This window comes from Candidatus Chryseobacterium colombiense (assembly GCA_029203185.1).
Taxonomy (GTDB): Bacteria; Bacteroidota; Bacteroidia; order Flavobacteriales; family Weeksellaceae; genus Chryseobacterium; species Chryseobacterium colombiense.
Window position 1 is genome coordinate 4,090,267 of record CP119310.1, and the last position, 23,276, is coordinate 4,113,542.

The window sequence follows — 23,276 nt, forward strand, 5'->3', positions numbered from 1 at the left end:
ATATTTGCAACCACAATAACGGAAGTGAATCCTTTCAGAGTTGTAAAAGATCCGGTAGTTCAGCTGGTTAGAATGCCGCCCTGTCACGGCGGAGGTCGCGGGTTCGAGTCCCGTCCGGATCGCACAAAATTAAAAGCTACAAACATTGTTTGTAGCTTTTTTGCTTTTTATATAAAATAGGTTATTTCAAAATCAAAACTGGTTGACTTGCGTTTTGGTAAATTCCTTCAGAAATACTTCTGTTAGCTAAATAATAAAGGAAACTGTGCTTACCTGGCAATGCAATAACGAGGTCGGTTTTATTTAATGATGCAAAGGATAAAATGCCGTTGATAATATTTTCGTCAAAAGAGTAGTGGATACTGTTCGGAATATCATTTAAATTTTCATGGATATATTTTTCAAGCTCTTCTTTTCTGGAGTTTGTTACAGAGCTATTTTTTTTATTGATATTTAAAAGAGATAAATGAATGTCTTTTTGATGAATAATCGATTTGTAATGGAACAATCTGTCTAATTTTGTAATGCTTTCAACATCGCAAGGAATTAATATATTCTTGATTGGGGTATATGTATAGCTGTTCGGAACAATTAAGGTTTTTATAGGGCTGGTTCTTGCTATGTCTATTATATTTTGCGAAATGAAACTTTCGGTTACAGATGCTTTGTCATCACTGCCTAAAATAATTAGTTCAACGTTTTCCTGATTTTTTATAATATCATTAATACTTCTTATTAATGACATATCGGTAGTTGCTTTCGAAACCTTTATTTCAGGTGATTTTTCAAGAATAATTTGGCTAAGTTTTTCTAATAATTCTTCTGTGTCTTTCAGTATAATATTGATGCTTTCTTCATTGACGAAAGAATGTCCTTCCGCGATGTGCAGGTATTCGAATACAGATTCATTATTGGTCTTTAAAAGGATGATATGATCATATCCGTATTGCTTTGCCCAGTCTGCAGAAATTTTCACTGCGTTTTCGGTGGTTGATGTTGTGTCAACAGGTACAAGTATTGTTCTCATTTCGTAAAGATTTTAGCCTTTAAGAGCCTTTTATTTGTTAAGATTGGTCGTCATTTGTTTAATGAGGAGCAGAGCATTGGTGAGATCTTCTTTGTGAATATCTCCTGCGGCTTTTTCATACAGTTCAAGAGCCCATGGATATAATTCTTCCATAAGTTTTTTTCCACTTTCTGTAAGAAAGATCTGTTTATTTCTTCGGTCATTTTTATTTTCCATTCGCTCTACAAATCCTCTTTTTGTAAGATTATTAACCAGATAGGTTATGCTTGATTTATCCTTGCTTATTTGGTTGCTTATTTCTTGTTGGTTTATTCCGTTATTTCTCCAGAGAATTCCAAGAATTTCAATAAGTTCAAAAGAAAGAGACGGATCATATTCATTGATTCTCATCTGAATTTTCTGTCTCAATGTACTTTTCATCTCACTCATTGCTAACCCAAGTTCCAATGCTAATTGAGAAATGTTTTGATTTTGCGAGGGAATCATTTTAATTATTAATTTTTAAATCACTCATTCATACAAATATACCTAAAATTAGTTTAAATTAAAACTAATTTATAGTTGAAAATTCCTGTTATTTAAAAAGAAAATTCAGATAAATTTTTTTGTGACGGAAAAGAATTGGAGAAATGAGAGAATCTAAAAAAGATAGATTGAGACCGATCGAAAGACAAGTGAAACGAAGATGATTGTTTACTTTATAGTAAATGAATGTTAAGAAACCGGGTATCAGCAAATTAAAAGCAGGCGATATTCTCCATCGTTTTCTACAGGTGCACGATGAATACACGGTAAAACCTTTTGTTCAGGATGATCTACAGCTAATCTCCAAAGATGGCCTGTTCCTAAATTTATAGGTTGAGCATTCGGTTTAGGTTCATAATGAAGATCAAAAAAGTATTCCTTTAAAAAGTCTTCAAATTCTTCTTCCGGACCATCATGCAGCTCTTTAAGCTTTTTTCTGATTTCTGGAATCAGTATTTTCTGAGTTGCCTGATCATTAGGTAAAATATCACTGGAAGTACCATGATATGTACACAAAAAAGTATCTGTTCCCACAGGAGAGCGATCAACATGGTAAGAATAAACATCTGTTGAAATGAAGCTGAATTCCACATCCCGTTCATAATTTTTAAGTAAATTAAGGGTAGGAGATGCTCCAAAATCAGTTAATAATTGTAGGTCATTCAAAATAATTTTTCTTGCATTATGTCCGTTTTCTGAAAGCTGCAGCTTTAAAAGATTTTCAGTGGAAACTTCAGTAATATTGCCTTTTAATTGAAGTTTAGAGGTGATTTCTTTAAAATCTCCCACTAAATTCCTTTCCCAGCAAATAGCATTCACGGTTCCTTCAAAATTGGTATTTACAAGATCAGAAAATGAAGAAACTACTCCAATTTGATCTTTGCCAGAAAATGTATTGATCATATATTAAAAAATGTACTTATGTAATTTTATGCAAAAATAGTGAACAAAGACAAGTCTTATCTGGATTTTATTAATACAATCAAATAATTGTTTTGACTTTATTCTTATCTGATGTAATGTATTTGACTATCAATGAAATGTAAAATACCTGCATGAATTATTATTTTATATTAAATGAATCAAAGCGTACAATTGATAAGGAAAAAATATTTTAAATTGATGAATTCTGAGTAAATATTTCGTATTTTTAACAGATAAGTGAACAATATTCAAATAGCAATATTTGATATTATGAGAAAGACTTCTTTAAATATTTTTGAGTTGAATAGTCTGTTTATTAGGTTTTAGGTCTGATATTTGTAGTGGACAGATCAACTAAATGGCGAATTTTATTTATGAGAAAAAACACAACATTGAAAAGATCATTTTTATACACTATTGTATTGACGTTGCTTTTGGTTTCATGTAAAAAAGAAATTGAAAAAGTAAACGATACTATTCAGGGGACCGCCGATTCTATCGTCGAGACTTCGGCTGCAGAAGAAGATTCTGTAAAGAAAGAACCCGTTGTTCAAAAAGAATCTTTGCCGCCCGCAATGCAGGAGGATGGTTTTTATAATGCTTTTATTTTCCCAAAAGATAAAAAACTGAAAGATTCTTTATTTTCTGTTTTTAATAAAAAGTATACAGAAAAAGAACGCTATGCCATCTTTGCACTGAACAGACTAGACGCAAAAAATAAATGGAATGCAGATACTTTGGTTGTTCCTGCTAAAATAGATACGACTTTAATGGAATACGCACCGTTTCCTATGCAGTTGGATGTATTGAGTCCTGTAAAGAAATTTGTAGTGTTTTCTTATCCTATTCAGGCGTATGGAGTGTATTCTAACGGAAGCCTGGTAAAATGGGGACCAACAAGTATGGGGAAAAAAGCAGCACAAACGAAGAGAGGACTTACGTTTGCCAACTGGAAAAAGAAACTGGCAATTTCCACCGTCAGCAGTGAATGGAAATTACCTTATAATTTTAATATATTCAATCTGGATGGGATTGGATGGCATCAGTATGATCTTCCTGGTTATCCGGCGTCTCACTCCTGTTTAAGATTATTAATGAAAGATGCGCAATGGCTGTATTCCTATGCGGATACATGGGTTTTAAATCCGGGAGGTGCTACAACCAAAGCTAAAGGTACAGCAGTGTTGGTTTACGGGGATTACAAATGGGGAGGAAGAAAACCATGGAGAAAGCTACTGGATGATCCTAATGCCAATAATATTTCTGTAGAGGAAATGACAAAAATGATTGAACCGAATATTGAGAAAATAGTAAAAGAACAGGATAACCGACAAGTTGTGGTGGACTCTATCAAAACAGCAAAAGCTGTTGTTGAGCAAATGCCTGAAAACCCTAAAACACAATCTCCTTAATTATTCTTTTCTTTCAAATTGTAAGGTAGACTCTTCAGCAAATCTTCTTAATTTCTGCATTTCTTCTTTACCTTTATGCTGACCAAATCTGGCGGCAGCATAGGTGAGTCCAATGCAAAACAACATTAGGAAAGAAGCATTGAGTGCCCACGGAAATTCGTGGCTGTGGATTTGATTTTCTACATAATGCATAGTGAAAAAAGTCATCCAGAGAATAGAAAAAGAAAAATATAAAAACATAAAGAAAGTCCAAACCGCAGAACTAGGTCCGAAAATACCTCGTATTGCGGTTTTTTCATCTTCTATTTCTACCCTTAAAGATAATCTTGGCTTCCAGTAATTATCGTATTTAGTTATCGCATAAATTGTAGCAACTTCATGATTGATGTTTCCGGAAAATTCATCTTTGTGTTCGGAGAGATATTGTTTCAGGCTCTTAGCATATTCTTCCTTACTGAGATGCGTAAACATTTTGAATCTGGGTCTGGTTCTTATTTTGTCTAAAGTAGTTTCTTCTGTATTCATATTATTCTTGATAGGGGATTGGGTCTTCTAGGTCAAAACTTAAGGTCATTTCCTTATTATTTCTTTCAATCTGCATATTGATGGTTTTTCCTTCTTCAGATTTCATCATTTCCATGATTTTCTCCATCGTCATATCTATTGTTTTTTTTCCGTTTATGCTGATCAGTCTGTCGTCTTTTTTCAATCCGGCTTTGTAAGCAGGAGAATCTTTTCGGACACCGGCAATGGCGAAAATAGGTTTTAAAACAAAATTATATTGCAAGCTGTTGTTGATGACTTCAATTCCTCCGGTGGGTGTATCTCTGTTTTTTGTGGGTAGACTTACAATATCTTTAGACCATTCCATGCCATCTTGCCGGAAATCAAGACCGCTCATGTTGAAATGAAACGGGTCATTGAAATTTCTGTTTTTTCTCAGATAAAGTTTCTGATTGGCATAATCGAAAACTACGGTAAAACGTCTCAGAATATCACCTCCAACAGAGCCTTTTCTGTCTTCAACCATATTCACATGCTGAATAGAATATTCATCAGGCATAGCTGTAAGTGGTTTTTCAAACTTAAAATTCCCTAAATAAAAATTATGAATTCTGCTTCTTTTTCCATAAATGTCACCATTAAATCCTCTTCCCAAAAAATCATCAATATTGGGTCTGTTATAAACAAAATTCTTGATGAGGGTAGGAAAGAGCCAGATGGCATCACTGTTTCCAAGATCTATTAATAATTTAGAATCTTTCTTTTCGTTCGTCATTTCTACACCTGCGACAATGTAAGGTTTGTTTTTTTCAACAGTAATATCTAGGACATCAAATTTTCTTATCTTTTTTTTAAAGAGCCTTTCATCATTGTATATGGTAATTTTCTTCGATAAATAGTCAATTACTATTGGATGATTTTTAAAAAAGTGATAACCGATAATTCCGTTAACGGGAATTCCGATATGAGATGAAATATTAAAATCCTGATCTGTTATTATATACAGTGTTGAACTGTAGTTTACGTAATCTTTTCCTATTCTGGCAATGTTGTTATCTGAACGAAAACCGTCAATACTCGCACTACCTCCCAAACCTGAAAGTCTTATTTTTTCAAGATTGGCAAGCTTTAATTCTTTATTTTCAAGACTGAAAATAGAGGTTTCCGCAATTCCGGTATCCAGGAGAAAGGTTAAATCGGCCCCGTTTACATTGACCGGAATAAAAATCAGATTATTGATTAACTTAAACGGAATCACCGTTTTTTGAGTATTCTGTATTTCAAATGAATTCTGAGCATTCATCAAAATGCTGAACAAAATCATCACTATAGAATACCAGTATTTCATATAATGAATTTAGTGAATTTATCCTTATCATAAATAAAAAACATTCCCAAATGTGAGAATGCTTGCTAATTGTTTATTTATGGTGAAATATTTTTGAGATTTTCTTAATTTACTTTGAAAAGAAATCCATGAGATCCATATAATTTTTCTGATTAACGCCATGTCCACTCATGTATTCCCTGAACGTAAAGTAACAGCTTAAATCATAAAGAAGATCTGCAGCCTTTCTTCCCCATTCCAGAGGAATTACAGCATCATCTGTTCCGTGTGAAATAAAGAAACGCAATTTTTCCAGCTTCTTTTTATCTTTTACAATATTGGTTAATAGCTTATCTTCAGGATAGCTGCTTAAACAAGCTATATAATTGAATAAATCCGGATATCTTAAAGCTAAAGAATAGCATAAAATCCCTCCCTGGCTGAAACCGCAAAGATGAGCTTTAGCATCAACAATGCCATAAAGGTTGATAATTTTTAGAATGTTTTCTAAAACGGTTTGTAAAGATTCTTCAGCCTGAGCAACATCTATAAAATTTTCAGCATTATTAAAATCTATATCAAACCAGGAAAAGCCTTCAAACTGAGTATTTCTGGGAGCTCTGAAACTTACAATGATCCAGTCTTTGGGAAGGGTTTCTCTGAAGCTGAAAAGATCTTGTTCATTGCTTCCGTATCCATGCAGCATAAAAAGTATTGGGGTACTGGAAGTTATATTTTCGGGTTCTCTTACGATGTAATCTAAATTCATAAAAGCAAAGATAAATAATTAATCAAATGGATTTTGATTGGAAATTATGATTGTACAGATAATTAATTTCTTAAAGATTTAATCATGTCTCACAAAGCTAAGTTAACTCGATATACAGGTTTTACTGATTTGATATTTTTTGCAAATCTTTGTTGGAAAATTTTCATAAAAGTTATTTTTATATTGATAAAAAGCCTATATTTGAAACATAAAAATTTATTTGGAGAAATGAAGCAATTTTACAAATCAAAAAATTTACTTAAACTTTCTTTTTTATTTGCTGTATTATTTTCAGTAACTGTAGTGGTTAATTCTTGTAAAAAAGACGACGATGATGGATACGTAGATCATGTTGTTCAATTTGAAACAAAAATAACACCTGGTGGAACAACTCCACCAACCGCTCCTATTCATATTTTTAAAACAATTGTTACTCAGGTAGGAACCAATCAACAAACTCTTTATGATACTGAAGGGTTAACTTGGTCAAGTGGAGAATTTTTTGTGAATTCTAGTCAATCACAATTAAATTTTGCAGCGAATGCAAATCTTCCAAATCCTGACTCTAAGCTAACTGTTACCATCTGGATTGATGGCGAAGTTGCTGAAACAGCTACCGTAACAGGAAACGGAGTGAAAAGTGCTGCTGTAGCGCATAGCTTCTTAGAATTATAAAATTATTTTTTATTATATCTGAAAGAACCACCTGAAAAGGTGGTTCTTTATTTATCAATCATATTGTGCTGAATGGCCAAGCTTATGAGTTCCGTAGAATTTTTTGCCTGAAATTTCTGTAATAGGTTTTTTCTGTGCGTATCTACCGTTAAAGGACTTAGAAATAATTCGTCTGCAATCAAAGCACTGGTTTTTCCTTCAGCAACCAATTTTAAAATTTCTTTTTCCCTTTTTGTCAGTCTCGGTGTTGCCATTACTGCATGTGAAAGCTTGCTTATAATGTGTTTTGTCTCATTACAGAAAACAATATTTCCGGAAAGAGCCCCTTTCAGGCACTCTATAAGCTCATTTATAGAAGTGTTTTTTAGTAAATATCCGCTTGCTCCGTTTTGGATACATTGCATGATAATGCTTCGTTCAGACCGGTTGCTGAACATGATGACGGATATATTGGGAACTGTTTTTTTTATTTCGTTACAGAGTTCAATGCCACTGCAGTCTGGCAAAGTAATATCCAGAAGAATAATATCTACGGGATTGGTTTTTATAAAATTGATGATCTCCGAACCGGTTGTAAAGCTTTGTGAAACATGAAAATAGGATTGATTACCAAGCATCATTTTCAGTCCCTCGATCACAATAGGATGATCATCTACAATAACGATATTTATTTTTTCAGTCTGCATGCGTATTAAGTTCAATGTTGATAGTTGTTCCTTCGTGATCGGAACTGATTTCCATTTTTCCTTTCAGGTAATCAACTCTATTTTTTAAATTTCGGAGTCCGAGACTTTTTGTTTTCTCTTCGCTGTTTTTTGCAAACCCTTTTCCGTTGTCTTCAATCGTAATGAAGAAATGGTCTTCAGACTGCGAGCATTGAAGTAAAATATTATTGGCTCCTGAATGTTTTACCGCGTTAGCTAGGAGTTCCTGTACAATTCTGTAAATATTAAGCTGGATATTAAGCGGCAGTTTTTTTTCAATATTGATCGGTTGAAAATCAATATCAAGATCTTTTCTGATATAAAACTCACAAAGGTCATTTAAGGCCGTTTCCAGACCGAAATTTAGCAGGGATTCAGGCATCAGGTTTCTGGCAACATGACGAAGTTCTGCCACAGAATTGTCCAACTGAGAGAGTATTCTGTAAAACTCTTTATCTTTTTCAGGACTCAGATGATGGGAAGACCAAGTTGAAAAATTAATTTTTACTCCGGCAAGCATTCCACCCAACCCATCGTGAAGATCTCTGGCAATACGCTCCCTTTCCCTCTCTTCTCCTTCAAGAATGGCTTTTGTAAGAGTTAATTCTTCTTTTTGCTTTATATCAGTGATTTTTTGCTGGAGATTGATCTCTTTCTGCTCAGATATTTTTCTGTTTTTTCTATAAATGATAAAGAAGAAAATAAAAAAGATAATTAACAATAACAATGCAAGACTAAGTCCCATCAAATAAGAGTTTTTCTTACTTACCTCCAGTTCTCTTTGTTTTTTTTCGGCATTCAGATTGGCTATTTTTTTCTCTTTTTCTGCGGTATTAAACTTAGCTTCAATTTTATTGATTTCTAATTTTACACTTTCCGTATTCAGACTGTCATTAAGTTTAGAATACTTCTGTTCCCACAACAACGCTTCCTTAGAATTTCCCATCTCTTCATTAAGTGCGGAAAGCTGTTTATAGATCGCTTTTCTATTATTAAGGTCTGAAGCTAAAGATTGTTCAGCAAGAATATCTTCAAGAGTTTTCTTAGCCTCATCATACCTTTTCAATTTTTTTAAAATATCATATTTATTAAAATAAAACATTTGAGCCAATAAGTTCTGACCGAATTTCATAGAATAAAAAATACCTTTCTGAATAACGGGCAGTGCCTCTTCATTTCTTTGTTTTGTAATCAGGAAAAGGGTTTTTCCGTAATAATAAAAAGCATTGGCTGAAGATTCAGGATAGGGTTGTATCATTTTTTCGGCCTTATCAAGACAGTTTTTGGCTTCATCTCCTTTGGCCTGATAACAGAAATTACTGGCAGAATTGAGATACGTATAAAATAGCTCAGAAGAATTAGGATATACTTTTTCTAATATGCTTAAGGCTTTTTTGTTGTAGTTTCCTGCTTTTTCGAACTCTGCATTATAAGTAAGAATAATGGCGAGCTGTGTATATAAAAAACCTAAGCTTTTGCTATTTTCATACCTTTCAACCAAAGGAATACTTTTTTCAAGGATTATTTTTAGTAAAAACGGGTATCCTTCCTTATTTTTTTGCGTCACTCCATAGCTGTACCATGCAAGAGCCTGTAAAAAAGCTGATTCTTCAGTTTTAAATTTTGATAATTCTTTAATCGAACGCTGATAAGAAGCTGCTGCTTTTTCTTTATCATGATCCAGATTATACTGACCTTCAAAATAAAAATATTTGGCGATAAGATAAGGATTGTTTTGAGTCAGTTTCTTTCCTTGTTCAAGATATTTCTTGCTGAGAGAAGCGTCTGTATTCCTGTAATAATTTGATAAAAGAAAAGAAGATTCGGCAACAGACTGCGGATTCGCTTTTGTAGTGACTACATGTTTTAAACTGTCTAAATAAGGCTTTTCATTAAGTGGAATGATCTGCTGGGCCTGTAACGTAAAAGATATTAATATACTTAATAAAATAAGTAGTCTGTTCATGAGTTGCTGATTCGGTTGTTGAGAACGTTGATTTTATAAAACGCCCAATTTAACTAAAAAAAACAGCATAAAAAATACCAGGATTTAGGTATAAAAAAATACTGGTTTTTTAGGATTGATACGTTAAACATCTACTGATAGCTTTGCAGATACCAAATCACTAATCATAGAATATTTATCAAGTAGCAAAATTTAACAAAAAAACTTATGAAAAAAATGAAAATCGTTCATGTCTTAAAAGGAACTTTTATGGTCGTAATGACAACCCTGTTTATTGGACTGGTTGCATCATGTAAAAATGATGATGACGACAATATTCCGGGGTCAGGAAAATCGCATAAAGTTGTCTTTAAGGCAATTGCTTCTTCAGGAAGTGACATTAATGTAGCAGTGTATGGAATTGATGGGAATACGACCTCAGCAAGCAGCCTTAGCGGAACAACCTGGTCAAGTCCGGAGGTGACGGCTGAAGCAGGAGCGTATAGTGCGAATGTTGCGGTAAGTGCTACCGGAGCTAATGGATCCTCTACCTTAAAAGTTCAGATCTGGGTAGACGGAGAACTGAAAAAAGAAGGGACTTCTAGTGGTCAGGTTCTGTCGGCATCTGCAGGATATGCTTTCTAAATATAAAAAAACAAAATTTTATGATGAAAAAAGCGGCGAGATTTATCTCGCCGCTTTTTATTTATATATTATTTGAAAATATTAAATCACTTTTACAATGAAGTAACTTTTCTTTCCTTTTTGTAAAAGAAGAAATTTACCGTCAATTAAATCACTTTCATTGGCTGTATATACTTCATTTACCTTTTGTTTATTTACAGAAATTGAGTTTCCTTTCAACTCTCTCGTTGCTTCACTTTTAGACTTTAAGAAGCCAGATTTTTCAGAAAGAAGATCTACGATATTTACACCTAAAACGTCATCTTTTGCCACTTCTTTTTGAGGAACCCCATCAAAAACTTCAAGGAAAATTTCTTCATCAAGACTTACCAGATCTTCTGCAGTTGAGCGCCCGAAAAGAATTTCAGAAGCTTTCAACGACTTTTCATATTCTTCTTTTCCATGAACCCATACTGTTACTTCTTCCGCCAGTTTTTTCTGAAGTTTTCTTTCATGTGGAGCAGCTTTGTGCTCTTCAATTAAAGCTTCAATCTCTTCTTTTCCTAAGAAAGTATAAAATTTGATAAATCTTTCTGCATCAGCATCCGTTGCGTTTAACCAAAACTGGTAGAATTTATATGGCGAAGTTTTCTTTTTATCTAACCAATAGTTTTCTCCGCTTTCAGATTTTCCGAATTTTGAACCATCTGCTTTCGTAATCAAAGGAACAGTTAATGCAAAAGCTTCTCCCTGAGCTTTTCTACGGATCAATTCGGTACCGGTTGTGATGTTTCCCCATTGATCGGAACCTCCCATCTGAAGCTTTACATTATTATTTTGGTATAGATGTAAAAAGTCATATCCCTGAATCAATTGATAAGTAAATTCCGTAAAACTCATTCCTTCCGCTCCGGATTCTCCTGAAAATCTTTTTTTCACAGAATCTTTCGCCATCATATAATTTACGGTAATATTTTTTCCCACATTTTTTGCAAAATCAAGGAAGGAAATATTTTTCATCCAGTCATAATTGTTAACCAATTCTGCTTTGTTAGGCTCATTTCCGGAGAAATCTAAAAATCTTGAAAGCTGATTTTTCAGACAATCCACATAGTGAAGAAGAGTGGCTTCATCCAAAAGATTTCTTTCTGCAGATTTTCCTGAAGGATCACCGATCATCCCTGTTGCACCTCCAACTAAAGCAATAGGCTTGTGACCGTGCTGTTGAAAGTGGGCTAGAATTTTTATCTGAATAAGACTTCCGATATGCAAAGAATCAGCTGTTGGATCAAACCCAATATACGCAGTAGTTACCTCTTTATTCAGTTGCTCATCGGTTCCGGGCATCATATCGGCAAAAAGACCACGCCATTTTAGTTCTTCTATAAAGGAATTCATTGATTTTTTTCTTTAAAATTTTACAGTGCAAAGATAATAAATTCAGGGGAATAAGGCCAAGAAGGAGGAGAACAAAGGATGATGTTTAAAAACGGATTGTTTTCAAGATCATAAAATTACGGTCTTATGGTTTCCATATTGTAGTCTTTTTTACGATTTATCTTATTGTCATTTTGTTTAAAATCCATTATATTTGTTAATAATGAACGACGAACAATTATTCCTGCTTATAGGGAAAGCAAAGGAAAAAGATCAAAAAGCTCAGACCAAGCTCATCAACATCTTTTGGGTTGATGTTTTTTCTTTTGTGATGAAAAAAGTAAGGGATGAAAACGATGCAGATGAAATCACGGTGAATGTCTTTTCAAAAGTGCTGTCGAAACTGGAAATGTACGATCCTCATTTTCAGTTTAAAACCTGGATTTTAACCATTGCTCAAAATACCATTATCGATTTTTGGAGAAAGAAAACCAGAGACAATCAGGATCCTACGGAGAATTTGGATGAAGTAAAAAATCAGTATGCAAAATCTCCCGAAGAACTCATGATCTCTGATGAAGAACAAAAGAAAATCATTAAAGCGATCGAATCTTTAGATGCCAATTATCAGGATATTATCCGATTGAGATTCTTTGAAGAAAAGAGCATTAAAGAAATTGCTGAAGAACTGGGAATTTCTGTTGCCAATACTAAAGTACGTGTGATGCGGGCAAAAAAGGTCTTAGCCGAATTGCTGAAAAATAACGAATTCGAGGATAATTAATTATAAATAAACCTTTTCCTTGGTTTTAGGAAGCATGATTTCTATTCTTTCCTTTTCATTTCTGTTCTGAAGATTTAATTTGATTCCTTTTTTAATAAAAGTTTCCTTTTTAGAGCTTCCATATTCTTTGGTGTTTTCCACTTCTTTATCAAAATTAATTTGCCCTGTTGAAAGATTAAAATCAACGTCAGTCCAGTATTCTTCAGGTTTTCCGCTGCTTGATGAATGACCTATCAGCTCAAAACGTCCGTTCTGAAATCTGTATTTATCTGTATATCCCCATTTCCAGCTGCTTCCGCCGGCTTGGGTGATTTCTAATATTCCTTTTTTAATTTCCGAACTTTGATAAGGATCGCCCATCATTCCGCCTTCGCCACTTTTAAGGATGGCATTTCTTGATTTTTCTAAAACGGTCCATTTTCCATTTACTTTTTTCAGAATCTGAATTTCACGGATGGTTCCAAAATCAGTACTGTCTTTGGTATTGTAAATAATAACCTTTTCAGGAATTTTGTCACCGTCCAGATCTCCATCAACTGTTTCTATAACTGTTGAACCTTTGGGCTGAAATTCTTGTTGGGCAAAACAAAATGTACCGAAAAGCAGGGATAGGATGCAGAATGTCGTCTTCATAAAATATTTTGAGTTTTAAAATTACAAAATTATCTGTTTCATCAATGTCTGTCTTTGATTGTTTCGATAAAAAAATCACTAACTTTGAACCTCAATTTGAGAAATAAATGGAAAATTTAGTTCAAGATACTACCGTTCAAAAACCAAAATGGATTCGTGTAAAACTTCCTACCGGAAAAAATTACCGGGAACTGAGAACCTTGGTTGATAAATATAAATTAAATACAATTTGCCAGAGTGGAAGCTGCCCGAATATGGGTGAATGTTGGGGAGAAGGAACAGCTACTTTCATGATTCTTGGAAATATCTGTACAAGAAGCTGTGGGTTTTGTGGGGTAAAAACCGGAAAACCAATGGATGTAAATTGGGATGAGCCTGAAAAAGTAGCGCGTTCTATCAAATTAATGAAGATCAAGCACGCTGTTTTAACTTCAGTTGACCGTGATGATCTGAAAGATATGGGTTCTATTCTTTGGGGTGAAACTGTAAATGCCGTAAGAAGAATTTCTCCAGGAACCACAATGGAAACGCTTATTCCGGATTTTCAGGGGATTACAAAACATCTTGACCGATTGGTAGAAGTCGCTCCTGAAGTGATTTCTCACAATATGGAAACGGTAAAACGTCTGACAAGAGAAGTGAGAATTCAGGCAAAATATGAAAGAAGTCTTGAAGTTCTTAGATATTTGAAAGAAGCGGGACAAAGAAGAACAAAAACCGGTGTAATGCTAGGTTTGGGGGAAACTAAAGATGAGGTTTTCCAGACCATTGAAGACATTAGAAATGCCAATGTGGATGTTATTACTTTAGGACAATACTTGCAGCCGACAAAAAAACATCTTCCTGTAAAAAAATTCATTACTCCTGAAGAATTTGATGAGTTTGGAGATTTTGCAAGAAGCTTAGGTTTCAGACATGTTGAAAGTTCGCCTTTAGTGAGAAGTTCTTACCACGCAGAAAAACATATTCATTAAAATAGAATCGCTTCAGGAATGAAGCGATTTTTTATTGATAAGAAGTCAGCAAAGAAAGTTGTGAAAGTTTCTTGTCATTCTGAATGAAGCAAAGCGTAATGAAGAATCTGTAAAATATTTTAGATTCCTCCTTTGTCGGAATGACAGTTATATGGATTCAACAATATTGCTCAGATGTTTTTTCTTAAATTCTGAAGGCGTTTTTCCTGTATGATGCTTAAATAATTTATTGAAATAAGAGAGACTTTCAAATCCCACATGAAAACAAACTTCTGTCACAGACTCATCTTTTAACAAGAATATTTGTGCCTGATTGATTCTGTAGTTATTTACAAAATCAGTAAAAGTCATATTAGTCTGCTTTTTAAAATAACGGCAAAAAGCCGGAGTGCTTAAACTTACAGTTTGTGCAATCTCATTTACGTTTGGCTTTTTATCATAATTCTCATGAATATAGCTGTAAATGGTTCCCATTCTGATTTTGTCATTTAAAAACCATTTTATCCGGGTGTCTTCGCTATTGAGTTCTTTTACTTCGGTAGAATGGGCAAGAATCTGCAAGATTTCCATCAAACCCATTAAAGATTCAAAAGCATTCTTATCCTTAATATTGTGAAGCTTCTCAACAACGGCTTGTTTGGTTTTTCCTGAAAAAGAAAGTCCAAGATAGGATCTTTCCAATAATTTTTTGATCGTTTCAAATTCAGGAATGCTCAGGATGAGATCATGAAGAAAGTTTTCTCTCATCTGTAAAACCAGCTGCTTACATTCGGTCTGAATTCCATAATCAAAATTAAGGTGGGGAACATTGGAGCCAATTAAAAGTAAATCACTGTCTACAAAGCTGGAAATATCTTTTCCCACATGACGGATTCCCTTTGATGCTTCTACGTAAACAAGCTCAATTTCAGGATGGTAATGCCAGAAAAAGCAATTTTTGAGAGAAGGCGAAAAAAGCTTGAAAGACTTATCTTTTTCAAACTCTATAATTTCTTTCTGAATTTTCATTTTGTCCTGATTTGATTATTTACGAGTGTAAAATTAAATAAAAAGGTTAATATAGAGCAAATTAATATCATCAGAGTGGAAGTTAAAACCATATTTTCTTTCGATTTTTGCATTTTCAAATTAGAATCGGTTATTGTCACCGGTTCTTTCTAAAAATTCAAAAAGGTATAAGAGATATGGGACTGGATAAAAGAATTTTGCCGCTTGCAATAGGAGGTTTGGGAATTGGAACGACTGAATTTACGGTGATGGGACTCCTTCCTGATATTGCGAAATCGCTTCAGATCTCGATTCCTGAGGCAGGACATTTAATTTCTGCTTATGCAATGGGGGTTGTAATCGGAGCACCTATTTTAATTGGATATTCTGTGAAATTTCCTCCTAAAAAAGTGTTGATCACCTTAATGGTCATTTTCACCTTATTCAATGCTTTATCGGCAATTGCACCCGATTATACAACCATGTTAATTATCAGATTCCTGTCCGGATTGCCACATGGTGCATTTTTCGGTGTGGGAACGGTAGTTGCGGCTAGAATGGCAGGAAAAGGAAAAGAAGCATTCTATATTTCTTTAATGTTTACAGGACTTACGGTGGCCAACCTTGCCATGGTTCCGTTGGTTACTTACATCGGTCATACTTTCCATTGGAGATGGTATTTTGCGATTGTAGCTGTAATTGGGCTATTAACTTTAATTTCATTAAAACTATGGCTGCCTGTCTTGGAAAGGAAAGAAGACAGTCACTTTTTGGAAGAACTTAAATTTCTTAAGACCAGACAGTCTTGGCTGGTTCTGTTGATCACAGCAATAGGTTTTGGAGGGTTATTTACATGGTTCAGCTATATTACGCCTTTAATGACGATTGTAGCGGGAATCAAAGAAAGTCAGATGGCTTATGTAATGGTACTTGCAGGAGGCGGAATGGTGGTTGGAAATCTTGTTGGAGGATATATTTCCGATAGAATGAGTCCTGAAAAGACCTGTATATTATTAATATTTTTAATGATGTCTGCATTAGCGGGAGTATTTTTTCTTTCAGACAATCAAACGGCAGCATTAATATTGACTTTTGTATGTGGAGCGTTATCGATGTCGGTTTCTGCACCAATCAATATCATGATGATGAAGGCCGCGCCTAAAAGTGAAATGATGGCGGCAGCTTTTATGCAGGCAGCTTTTAATATAGCGAATGCGATGGGAGCGTTCCTGGGAGGTATTCCTTTGGAACACGGATTGTCATTTAATTATCCATCATTGGTGGGAGTGGGAATGACGTTCATTGGATTGGTAATTGCTTTAAGATATAAATACCTATATGGTTCACAACAGCGGGACGAAGATGATCTTGCAATGGAATGTGTACCTGATAAATAACAAAAAGAGAAGCAAATTTGCTTCTCTTTTTTTATACTTATTATACTTCTACTTCATTGCCATTTTTGCACCAGTATAAAGCATTATAAAGATTTCCTTTTGGAAAAGACTTGAATTCGCCCGGCATCAGAACACTGAAAATCTCCGTAAAATTTTGGATTCCTTTTTTGTCTGTTACAATAGCGGCCCTGTTCCAGTTAACTAAATTTTTTAGTCCTAAAAGCGCATCCTCAAACCAGGCTCCTATAGTAAAATTATCTATATCTGTATCCAGATAAAGCAGATAATTGAGTTCATGAAAACGATCTACTTTTTGTTTTACTAAAGGAAATACAAGGTTTTCAAAATCTTCTTTCGTCACTTCTCCGGTTGCATTGAAAGCAGCAACATTCTCAGGAGCTTCTGGAATAATTGTTATCATATTTTTATTTTTTGGTGTTTGTTGTGAGATTTCCAGAACAAAAATTAAACCAATATTTAATTTCAGTAAAAAAATAAAAGAGGCTTGATTGTTGATAAGTTAAGAAAAAATAATCTTGTGGACCTTAAATCAAACGAACCATTCTGGCTTTTAAAAAACGGACTTGTACAATCATATCCTTCATTGAAATCGAATGAAGAATGCGAAATTTTAATTATCGGAGGAGGAATTACCGGAAGTTTAATTGCCCATCAAATGATAAAAGATGGTCACAAAACTATCCTTATCGATAAACGTGAATTATGCAACGGAAGTACTTCTGCAACCACCTCAATGCTGCAATATGAAATTGATATTCCTCTTTATGAACTGATTGAACAAATAGGAGAGAAGGGTGCTATAGGAAGCTATAAAGCCTGCTCTGATGCTATTGACAGGATTGAAAAGTTATCTAAAGAAATTAAATCTGAGGCTGGATTTAAAAGAAAGGAATCGCTGTATTTTGCTTCAAAAAAGAAAGATGTAGATTGGTTAAAAAAAGAATTTGAAGCCAGAAAAAATGCGGGTTTCAAAGTTAAATGGCTAGAACCTGAAGAGATTGTAAAAAGATTTGGTTTCGAAAATACCTATGGCGGAATTTTATCCAATCAGGGCGCAAGTATTGATGCCTTTAAATTTGCCCACGAATTATTTGAACTCAATACACGAAAAGGACTGAAGATTTTTGATAAAACAGAAATGGTGAAGGTGGAATATCATAAAGGTTTCAATATTGTCACTGTAGATTCAGGTTTTACAATTAAAGCAAAGAAAATAATCTATTGTATTGGCTATGAAAGCAAAGATTTGATCAAAGAAAATTTTGTGGATCTGAAAAGTACTTATGCTATTGTTTCGGAAATTACTCAGGAAAAATATAAAAATATCGACAATATGCTGGTTTGGAATACCGATGAACCTTATATGTATATGCGAACAACGGATGATGGCAGATTGCTGATCGGTGGAGGTGATGAGGATTTTTATGATGCCAAAAAAAGGGATGCCCTTTTAAACAAAAAAGAAAAAGAAATTCTTAAAACCTTAAAGAAAATAAAACCTGATTATAAGTTTTATACCGATTTTGTTTGGGCAGGGACTTTCGGAGAAACAAAAGACGGACTTCCGTATATCGGAACGCATGAAAAGTTTAAAAATTCCTACTTCGTTCTTGGTTTTGGGGGTAACGGAATTACTTTTTCTGTAATAGGAATGGAGATGACTTCGTTATTTCTGAAAGGTAAAAAGCATCAGCTTTCAAAATATTTTCAATTTAAAAGATAGACTTCGGCGGCAAAGCCGCCGCCGAAGCTTCAAAACTTACAGATTCATTAAACCTGTAACAAGACTCTAACATTATAAACTATATCCGTTTTTCTTTGTCAGCTCAAGAACCGACTTTTCTATCGCTTTTCCAAGGTCATCAGAACCTGAGCTTCCTCTTTTTTTCATTTCTTCATCAATGTAATTCTGGCGCTTCTTAGACAATTCTTCAATTTCTTTCTGAATTTTTTCACGTTCGGCAGATTTTGCGGCAACCGCTTTTGTGATTTCTTCTTTGCTCTTACCTTTGAGCTCTTTCGGAAGTTCTTCTTCTTTTACCGATGACATGAAATTAGCGTCTTTTTCGGCACGGTCCACCAAATCCCAGTGATCGTTTTTGTAAGCATTTTTCTTAGATTTGGCAACGGTTCTTTCCACGGCGTTAGAAACAGACTGAGCTTCTGCATTTCTGTCCTGTGCAGCCTGTTTTACCTTATATTCTGAACCATGACTTCCGTAATAGATATATGTATCGTTCAGTTTTGTATTACATTCAGAAATCCTTATATCATAAGGTGTTTCAATATAAATCACTTTTCTGTTGCTGTCGATGTTAAAATATTTTCCGCCTCCGAGTAAAGCCCCGTTTTGCCAGAAAGTCTGGATGCCTTCATTTCTGTCACCACAAAAGATGGTATTCGTATAAATATTCTTTCTTTTGACACTTGAGATCACATCTTTATAATTAATTTTTCCCTGATCAAAAGACTCATTTCCGACAATATAGATCAGCTTCATGCTTTTCTCGTTTCCGTCCCAGTTCAGATTAAGGGCTGCATCACGAATAACAGCTCCGCAATATTCACTTCCGCCATTCGTTCTTAGGGCAAAAAGCTTTTCCGAGATTAAATCCAGGTCTTGCGTCAACGGAGCAACCTGCCGGATATAATTTTCATCTTTCAGTCCGTCATTTCCATATTCATACAAAGCAATTTCCACTTGCGGAGCTTTTCCGTTATATTTTAAGGTAGTTAAAGTATTCACGATATTCCAAAGTCGGGATTTTGCCTGGTCGATCAGTCCGTCCATACTGTTGGAAGTGTCCAGAAGTAGTGCAACCTGAATTTTATTTTCTTTCAAAATAGCATCATAAGGTTTTGTTTGTACAAGACTTTGATGTTCTTTTCTATCGGTAGTTTTATTTTCGCAAATTCGATTGGATATATTGGGACTTAAAAAAACAGCGCCCAATATGAGTGTTAAAATTTTTGTAGTCATTGTAATGTTTTTTAGTTATCTGGTGTAGTATTGTATTTGTAGATCCTTTGGATATTTTATTTCATAAGAGAAATTTATTTTCTCTGAACCTCCGCTAATAATTGTTCTGTTCCAGAGCAGGCTTCCGGTCTTATCATCATAATTTCCTCCATTAATGTCTGTTGCTTTTACCAAAATTTTAGAATTTTCACTGATAGGAAGCTGATCGAGAATTTCAAGATTGATACTTTCTTTGGTATTATTTCTAATATCAATCTGATATTTTTCCGTTTCTGATTTATTAGAAGTATTGGTCTTCTGTGACATTTTATCTTCAAATTTTGTCCTTTTTACGACAATTCTTTCATCTGCACCTAAAGAAATCGGGAATTCATCTTTTATATAATTGCTTGTGATGGTAATTTTACCAATATAATTATCTTCAAAATAGATGTTCGCTTCCCCTGAAATAAGATTAAGATTCTGCCAGTTTTTAACAAAAGCCATCAGGAAAACCTGGTTGCTGAGTTTGGGAACTGTGTGGTATTTGTAAGTGGCATCTATTTGCTTTTTATCGAGAATTACATATTGTTCTCTTTCTTGGCTTATAATATTCTGGCTGTATTTTAATTCATACAAAATATTCATCTGGCTTTCGGAAACGGTTGCCACCGGAATCTGGCTTGGTTTTGCAGCTTGCTCTCTCATTTGGTAAGAATTCATATTTACGGTAGATGCTTTTAGCTGATAATCTTTTGTTTCGGACTGAGAATTATAAGGGGAATATTCTGCTACATAAAGCGGTGACAGAATAGGTCGGTTTTGATTATATGAAGGTCTGTACGTTGATACAAAAAGTTTTATATTATTCCAATCCTGACCTGTTTTCTGATAAATTTTTCCTTTATAAACAATTTCTAACGGATTTTTTACAGATTCTGCTCTAAGATCATAAGAAGGAATCCATCCTGCATTGGAAACAATATAACTTAACCCAAGGTTTAGATTAATTTCATTTTCGGTTAATATTTCCAGCAAAAGCTCCTTGGTATTTGTATTTTGATGATTCTGGGTTTCTGCAAATTTCTGATTGATTTTTTCAACATTTTCATTGAATATATTTTTCTGTTCGCTGAGAAGAAAAACTTCATTATCAATTTCAAGCATTCTTTTTCTGTAAAATTCAGTAAGCTTTGCCAGTTGTTTTTGAGGAGTTTCCCTGTCATTAGTTGAAATTTTCAGATTATCATTAATAATTTTCTTTTCGCCTTCGAGCGTATTAATTTTAATATTTAGCAGATCTGCCTGTCTTTGGATTTTCTTTTTTTCAAAATCAAGTTTCTTGTCACTTTCAGACAATTCTCCGTTTTTTAAAGCAGCTGTTTGTGGAGTGATGGAAAGAAGGGTAGTGTTCTTGTCAAGATTGATTTTATATGTATTTTCATCAAGATCATTGGGAAGATTGATTATCCTCACCGTATTTCTTCCTTTTTGAAGGCTTACGTTGGTACTTCCAAAAACTTTGGCGCCTTGCAAAAATACAGTTGCTTGTTTTACATCGATCTCTTTCTTTATTTCCTGTGACTTAAAAATAGAAACAAAGAATATAAGAAGTATTAAAAAGTATCTCATAGTTTATTATTATCTTTCTTAAATAAAATTACACCTAATTAGAAACCGATTTTTGAAGACTTGGTGAAGGTGAATTTTGACTTGGTGAAACCTTAGCGATGAAAATAAGACAGCCCTTTCAGACTGTCTTAATTTATTCTAAAGAATTTCGTATTTCGTTTTGATGCTGTATTTCAGCTTGATATTTTCGATATTCTCAAAAGAATAATCGATTCCTGTATCTGCGGCTTCCAGTTGTATATTGCTTACCCTTGCAGATTTATAAGCAGCAGGAATAACTGTATCGCTGGTATAATCTTCAATTTCTACGATTTCAAGAGGTGCTCCTGTTTTTTTGTTCATGCTTTCCAGTAAATAATCTGCTTTTTCTTTGGCCGCTTTTAAGGCATTGATCTTTACCGTTTTTCTGAAATCTGCAATCTTTGTGTTTTTAATTTCGGCAATGCTGATGTTGCTTACCCACTTTTGATTAAGGTTTTCAAACAGATTGCCCATGTCAGTTTTCCTGTCCACTTTAAACTGAAAACTTTTCGTAAAAGTCTTTTTAAGATAAATATTCTGATACATCGATTTAAATTTGATGTCTTCGTTTTTTACCCCGTTGTTTTTCAGGATTTCAAATAGTTTTTTTTCGTTGGTGGCAAGATCATTCTTGTTATCGCCTTTTATTCCGATACTGAAGATGATCTCATCCGGTTCTACTTCCATTTCTGCAACTCCGGTTACTTCAATGGCATTTTTCTTTACTTCCTGTGCATTGGCAAAACTTGCTACTGTAAAGAATCCGATCAATAAAAAATGTTTAAGTCTCATAATTTCCTGTTTAAATTTCTAAAGTAAAATTACCCTAAACAGAAACTGAAATCTGACAAACTTGGTGAATTGAGGCTTTCACTTGGTGAAAGAAATAGAAATGAATCTCGATGCTAATCAACCAGGATATGGAATCTGTCCTGTAATGCATTCATCCCTTTATGATCAACTGATTTAGCTTTTATTATCTGATTGTTAAAAGAAAAAATAATCGAATCATCGTTTTCGTTTTTTATCAATGAATGTTTTGAAACATTATGCTGATCGTCTTCAATAATGATTTGCTGATCAAATGAGATGTCGTAATGAAAAGAGATCATCTTTTCTGAAGATTCTTCCATGAAGATCAGATAATGGTCTTTATGAAAGAATATGTATTGATAGGGGCAATTCAGTGAAGTTACGTGATAGGCTCCTGCTAAACCTAAAGAATCTTTTTTGGCTTCAGTATTAAGATCATTATGTAAATAAGGCATTCCTATTTTAATAAAGATTATTCCTAAAATGAGAATCTTAAAAAATGTTTTATAGGGTAAAAATAGAGGTCGATCAAAAAAGGTTTTATCTTTAAAACTGATAATAATAAGAATAAGTTTCCACCCGTTTTTTCTTACAAGAAAAAGGCTCATTCCAAGCAAGATCAGTGAAAAGAATTTTACAGAAATATCAAAACTGATATTGATAATAAATACCTGAGCGAAACAGATAATAGCCAGTAACAAGCCTGAAAGCCGGAAGCTTCTGAACAACAATAAAATACCTGAGAAAAATTCAATAGAACCTATGATTGTATTATAAATCTTCGATGTTCCTATTGTGCTCCAAAACAGAATATCTTTATCTAAATTTCCCAGTCTTGTCAACAGAAGATTAGATTCAGGCTCCGGGAACTGGGTTTTAAAAATCTTATCAATACCATATTTTATCAGAATAACGGCAATATACATTGTACATATATATTCTGTAACCAGTAAAAAATAACGGGTCCATTTTTCCTTCATCAAACAACTGAAAATGATGGAAGTAAACAGTAAAATAAGTATCAGAATCAACATTGAATAACTGTCCGAACTGTAATCTATTCTTACATACTTTTTACTGAAAATAGTTTCCAGTATAAATTGCGTACTATTTCCGAAAACAAATTGTGTAAATTTCAGCTGAAAATCATACAAGAAGTTCAATGGAAAAAAAAGGATAAGCTGCAGAAAAAAAGCACAGATAAAAATATTGATCTTTCTCATCATTCGTAGTTGAAGTAAA

General features: G+C 33.9%; 23 protein-coding genes and 1 tRNA gene. 8 read left to right on the top strand and 16 right to left on the bottom strand.

Annotated elements, in window-relative coordinates; all coding sequences use genetic code 11:
* Positions 1-48 precede the first annotated feature (48 nt).
* Positions 49-122, top strand: a tRNA-Asp gene (locus tag P0Y62_18660).
* A gap of 59 nt (positions 123-181) precedes the next feature.
* Here the strand turns inward: P0Y62_18660 and P0Y62_18665 are convergent.
* From P0Y62_18665 to P0Y62_18675, 3 genes are all read right to left on the bottom strand, one after another.
* A complete protein-coding gene (locus tag P0Y62_18665; GenBank protein ID WEK69815.1) occupies positions 182-1,027 on the bottom strand; it encodes a universal stress protein in 846 nt (281 codons plus the stop codon).
* A 30-nt stretch (positions 1,028-1,057) separates the two neighbouring features.
* Positions 1,058-1,513 (bottom strand): MarR family transcriptional regulator, encoded by a 456-nt coding sequence (locus tag P0Y62_18670; protein WEK69816.1) that lies wholly within the window; start codon positions 1,511-1,513, stop codon positions 1,058-1,060.
* Positions 1,514-1,756: 243 nt separating this feature from the next.
* Positions 1,757-2,455, bottom strand: a complete 699-nt coding sequence (locus tag P0Y62_18675; protein ID WEK69817.1) for a DUF1826 domain-containing protein — start codon at positions 2,453-2,455, stop codon at positions 1,757-1,759.
* A gap of 395 nt (positions 2,456-2,850) precedes the next feature.
* Here P0Y62_18675 and P0Y62_18680 point away from each other — a divergent pair, with 395 nt between their 5' ends.
* Positions 2,851-3,888: a L,D-transpeptidase gene (locus P0Y62_18680; protein ID WEK69818.1), complete on the top strand. Its 1,038-nt coding sequence runs from the start codon at positions 2,851-2,853 to the stop codon at positions 3,886-3,888.
* On the opposite strand, the gene P0Y62_18685 is transcribed toward P0Y62_18680, so the two are convergent.
* From P0Y62_18685 to P0Y62_18695, 3 genes are all read right to left on the bottom strand, one after another.
* A complete protein-coding gene (locus P0Y62_18685) occupies positions 3,889-4,413 on the bottom strand; it encodes a hypothetical protein (GenBank protein ID WEK69819.1) in 525 nt (174 codons plus the stop codon).
* Position 4,414: 1 nt separating this feature from the next.
* Positions 4,415-5,740, bottom strand: a complete 1,326-nt coding sequence (locus tag P0Y62_18690; GenBank protein ID WEK69820.1) for a PDZ domain-containing protein — start codon at positions 5,738-5,740, stop codon at positions 4,415-4,417.
* Positions 5,741-5,849: 109 nt separating this feature from the next.
* Complete coding sequence (locus P0Y62_18695) at positions 5,850-6,488, bottom strand: alpha/beta hydrolase-fold protein (protein ID WEK69821.1); 639 nt, start codon at positions 6,486-6,488, stop codon at positions 5,850-5,852.
* A gap of 84 nt (positions 6,489-6,572) precedes the next feature.
* Between P0Y62_18695 and P0Y62_18700 the strand changes: the two genes are divergently transcribed.
* Complete coding sequence (locus P0Y62_18700) at positions 6,573-7,163, top strand: hypothetical protein (GenBank protein WEK69822.1); 591 nt, start codon at positions 6,573-6,575, stop codon at positions 7,161-7,163.
* A gap of 47 nt (positions 7,164-7,210) precedes the next feature.
* On the opposite strand, the gene P0Y62_18705 is transcribed toward P0Y62_18700, so the two are convergent.
* Together P0Y62_18705 and P0Y62_18710 are read right to left on the bottom strand one after the other, a co-directional pair.
* Positions 7,211-7,849: a response regulator transcription factor gene (locus P0Y62_18705; protein ID WEK69823.1), complete on the bottom strand. Its 639-nt coding sequence runs from the start codon at positions 7,847-7,849 to the stop codon at positions 7,211-7,213.
* Entirely contained in the window at positions 7,839-9,833 is a 1,995-nt protein-coding gene (locus P0Y62_18710; protein ID WEK69824.1) for a histidine kinase, read from the bottom strand. The genes P0Y62_18705 and P0Y62_18710 overlap by 11 nt, the downstream gene beginning before the upstream one ends.
* A gap of 207 nt (positions 9,834-10,040) precedes the next feature.
* On the opposite strand from P0Y62_18710, the gene P0Y62_18715 reads away from it, so the two are divergent.
* Positions 10,041-10,457: a hypothetical protein gene (locus tag P0Y62_18715; protein WEK69825.1), complete on the top strand. Its 417-nt coding sequence runs from the start codon at positions 10,041-10,043 to the stop codon at positions 10,455-10,457.
* Between the two features lie 81 nt (positions 10,458-10,538).
* Here the strand turns inward: P0Y62_18715 and tyrS are convergent, their stop codons facing one another.
* Positions 10,539-11,834, bottom strand: coding sequence for a tyrosine--tRNA ligase (gene tyrS / locus P0Y62_18720; protein WEK69826.1), 1,296 nt, complete (start codon positions 11,832-11,834; stop codon positions 10,539-10,541).
* A gap of 202 nt (positions 11,835-12,036) precedes the next feature.
* Here tyrS and P0Y62_18725 point away from each other — a divergent pair, with 202 nt between their 5' ends.
* Positions 12,037-12,597, top strand: coding sequence for a sigma-70 family RNA polymerase sigma factor (locus P0Y62_18725; GenBank protein WEK69827.1), 561 nt, complete (start codon positions 12,037-12,039; stop codon positions 12,595-12,597).
* Here the strand turns inward: P0Y62_18725 and P0Y62_18730 are convergent, their stop codons facing one another.
* Positions 12,598-13,230, bottom strand: a complete 633-nt coding sequence (locus P0Y62_18730; protein ID WEK69828.1) for a hypothetical protein — start codon at positions 13,228-13,230, stop codon at positions 12,598-12,600.
* 107 nt (positions 13,231-13,337) lie between these two features.
* On the opposite strand from P0Y62_18730, the gene lipA reads away from it, so the two are divergent.
* On the top strand, positions 13,338-14,204 hold the full coding sequence (lipA, locus tag P0Y62_18735; protein WEK69829.1) for a lipoyl synthase: 867 nt from the start codon (positions 13,338-13,340) through the stop codon (positions 14,202-14,204).
* A gap of 147 nt (positions 14,205-14,351) precedes the next feature.
* Here lipA and P0Y62_18740 read toward each other — a convergent pair whose 3' ends face one another.
* Entirely contained in the window at positions 14,352-15,212 is an 861-nt protein-coding gene (locus P0Y62_18740; protein WEK69830.1) for an AraC family transcriptional regulator, read from the bottom strand.
* A gap of 176 nt (positions 15,213-15,388) precedes the next feature.
* Between P0Y62_18740 and P0Y62_18745 the strand changes: the two genes are divergently transcribed.
* The gene (locus P0Y62_18745; protein WEK69831.1) at positions 15,389-16,588 is read left to right on the top strand and encodes an MFS transporter; all 1,200 of its coding nucleotides are present in this window, start codon (positions 15,389-15,391) and stop codon (positions 16,586-16,588) included.
* A 40-nt stretch (positions 16,589-16,628) separates the two neighbouring features.
* Here the strand turns inward: P0Y62_18745 and P0Y62_18750 are convergent, their stop codons facing one another.
* Positions 16,629-17,009, bottom strand: a complete 381-nt coding sequence (locus P0Y62_18750; protein WEK69832.1) for an STAS/SEC14 domain-containing protein — start codon at positions 17,007-17,009, stop codon at positions 16,629-16,631.
* Between the two features lie 117 nt (positions 17,010-17,126).
* Here P0Y62_18750 and P0Y62_18755 point away from each other — a divergent pair, with 117 nt between their 5' ends.
* Positions 17,127-18,332 (top strand): FAD-binding oxidoreductase, encoded by a 1,206-nt coding sequence (locus P0Y62_18755; protein WEK69833.1) that lies wholly within the window; start codon positions 17,127-17,129, stop codon positions 18,330-18,332.
* A 72-nt stretch (positions 18,333-18,404) separates the two neighbouring features.
* On the opposite strand, the gene P0Y62_18760 is transcribed toward P0Y62_18755, so the two are convergent.
* The 4 genes from P0Y62_18760 to P0Y62_18775 all read right to left on the bottom strand — a co-directional run bounded on the left by P0Y62_18760 (position 18,405) and on the right by P0Y62_18775 (position 23,260).
* The gene (locus P0Y62_18760; protein WEK69834.1) at positions 18,405-19,589 is read right to left on the bottom strand and encodes a VWA domain-containing protein; all 1,185 of its coding nucleotides are present in this window, start codon (positions 19,587-19,589) and stop codon (positions 18,405-18,407) included.
* Between the two features lie 15 nt (positions 19,590-19,604).
* Complete coding sequence (locus P0Y62_18765; GenBank protein ID WEK69835.1) at positions 19,605-21,200, bottom strand: DUF4139 domain-containing protein; 1,596 nt, start codon at positions 21,198-21,200, stop codon at positions 19,605-19,607.
* Positions 21,201-21,338: 138 nt separating this feature from the next.
* Positions 21,339-22,013, bottom strand: a complete 675-nt coding sequence (locus tag P0Y62_18770) for an SIMPL domain-containing protein (GenBank protein ID WEK69836.1) — start codon at positions 22,011-22,013, stop codon at positions 21,339-21,341.
* Between the two features lie 113 nt (positions 22,014-22,126).
* Positions 22,127-23,260, bottom strand: coding sequence for a hypothetical protein (locus tag P0Y62_18775; GenBank protein WEK69837.1), 1,134 nt, complete (start codon positions 23,258-23,260; stop codon positions 22,127-22,129).
* Positions 23,261-23,276 lie beyond the last annotated feature (16 nt).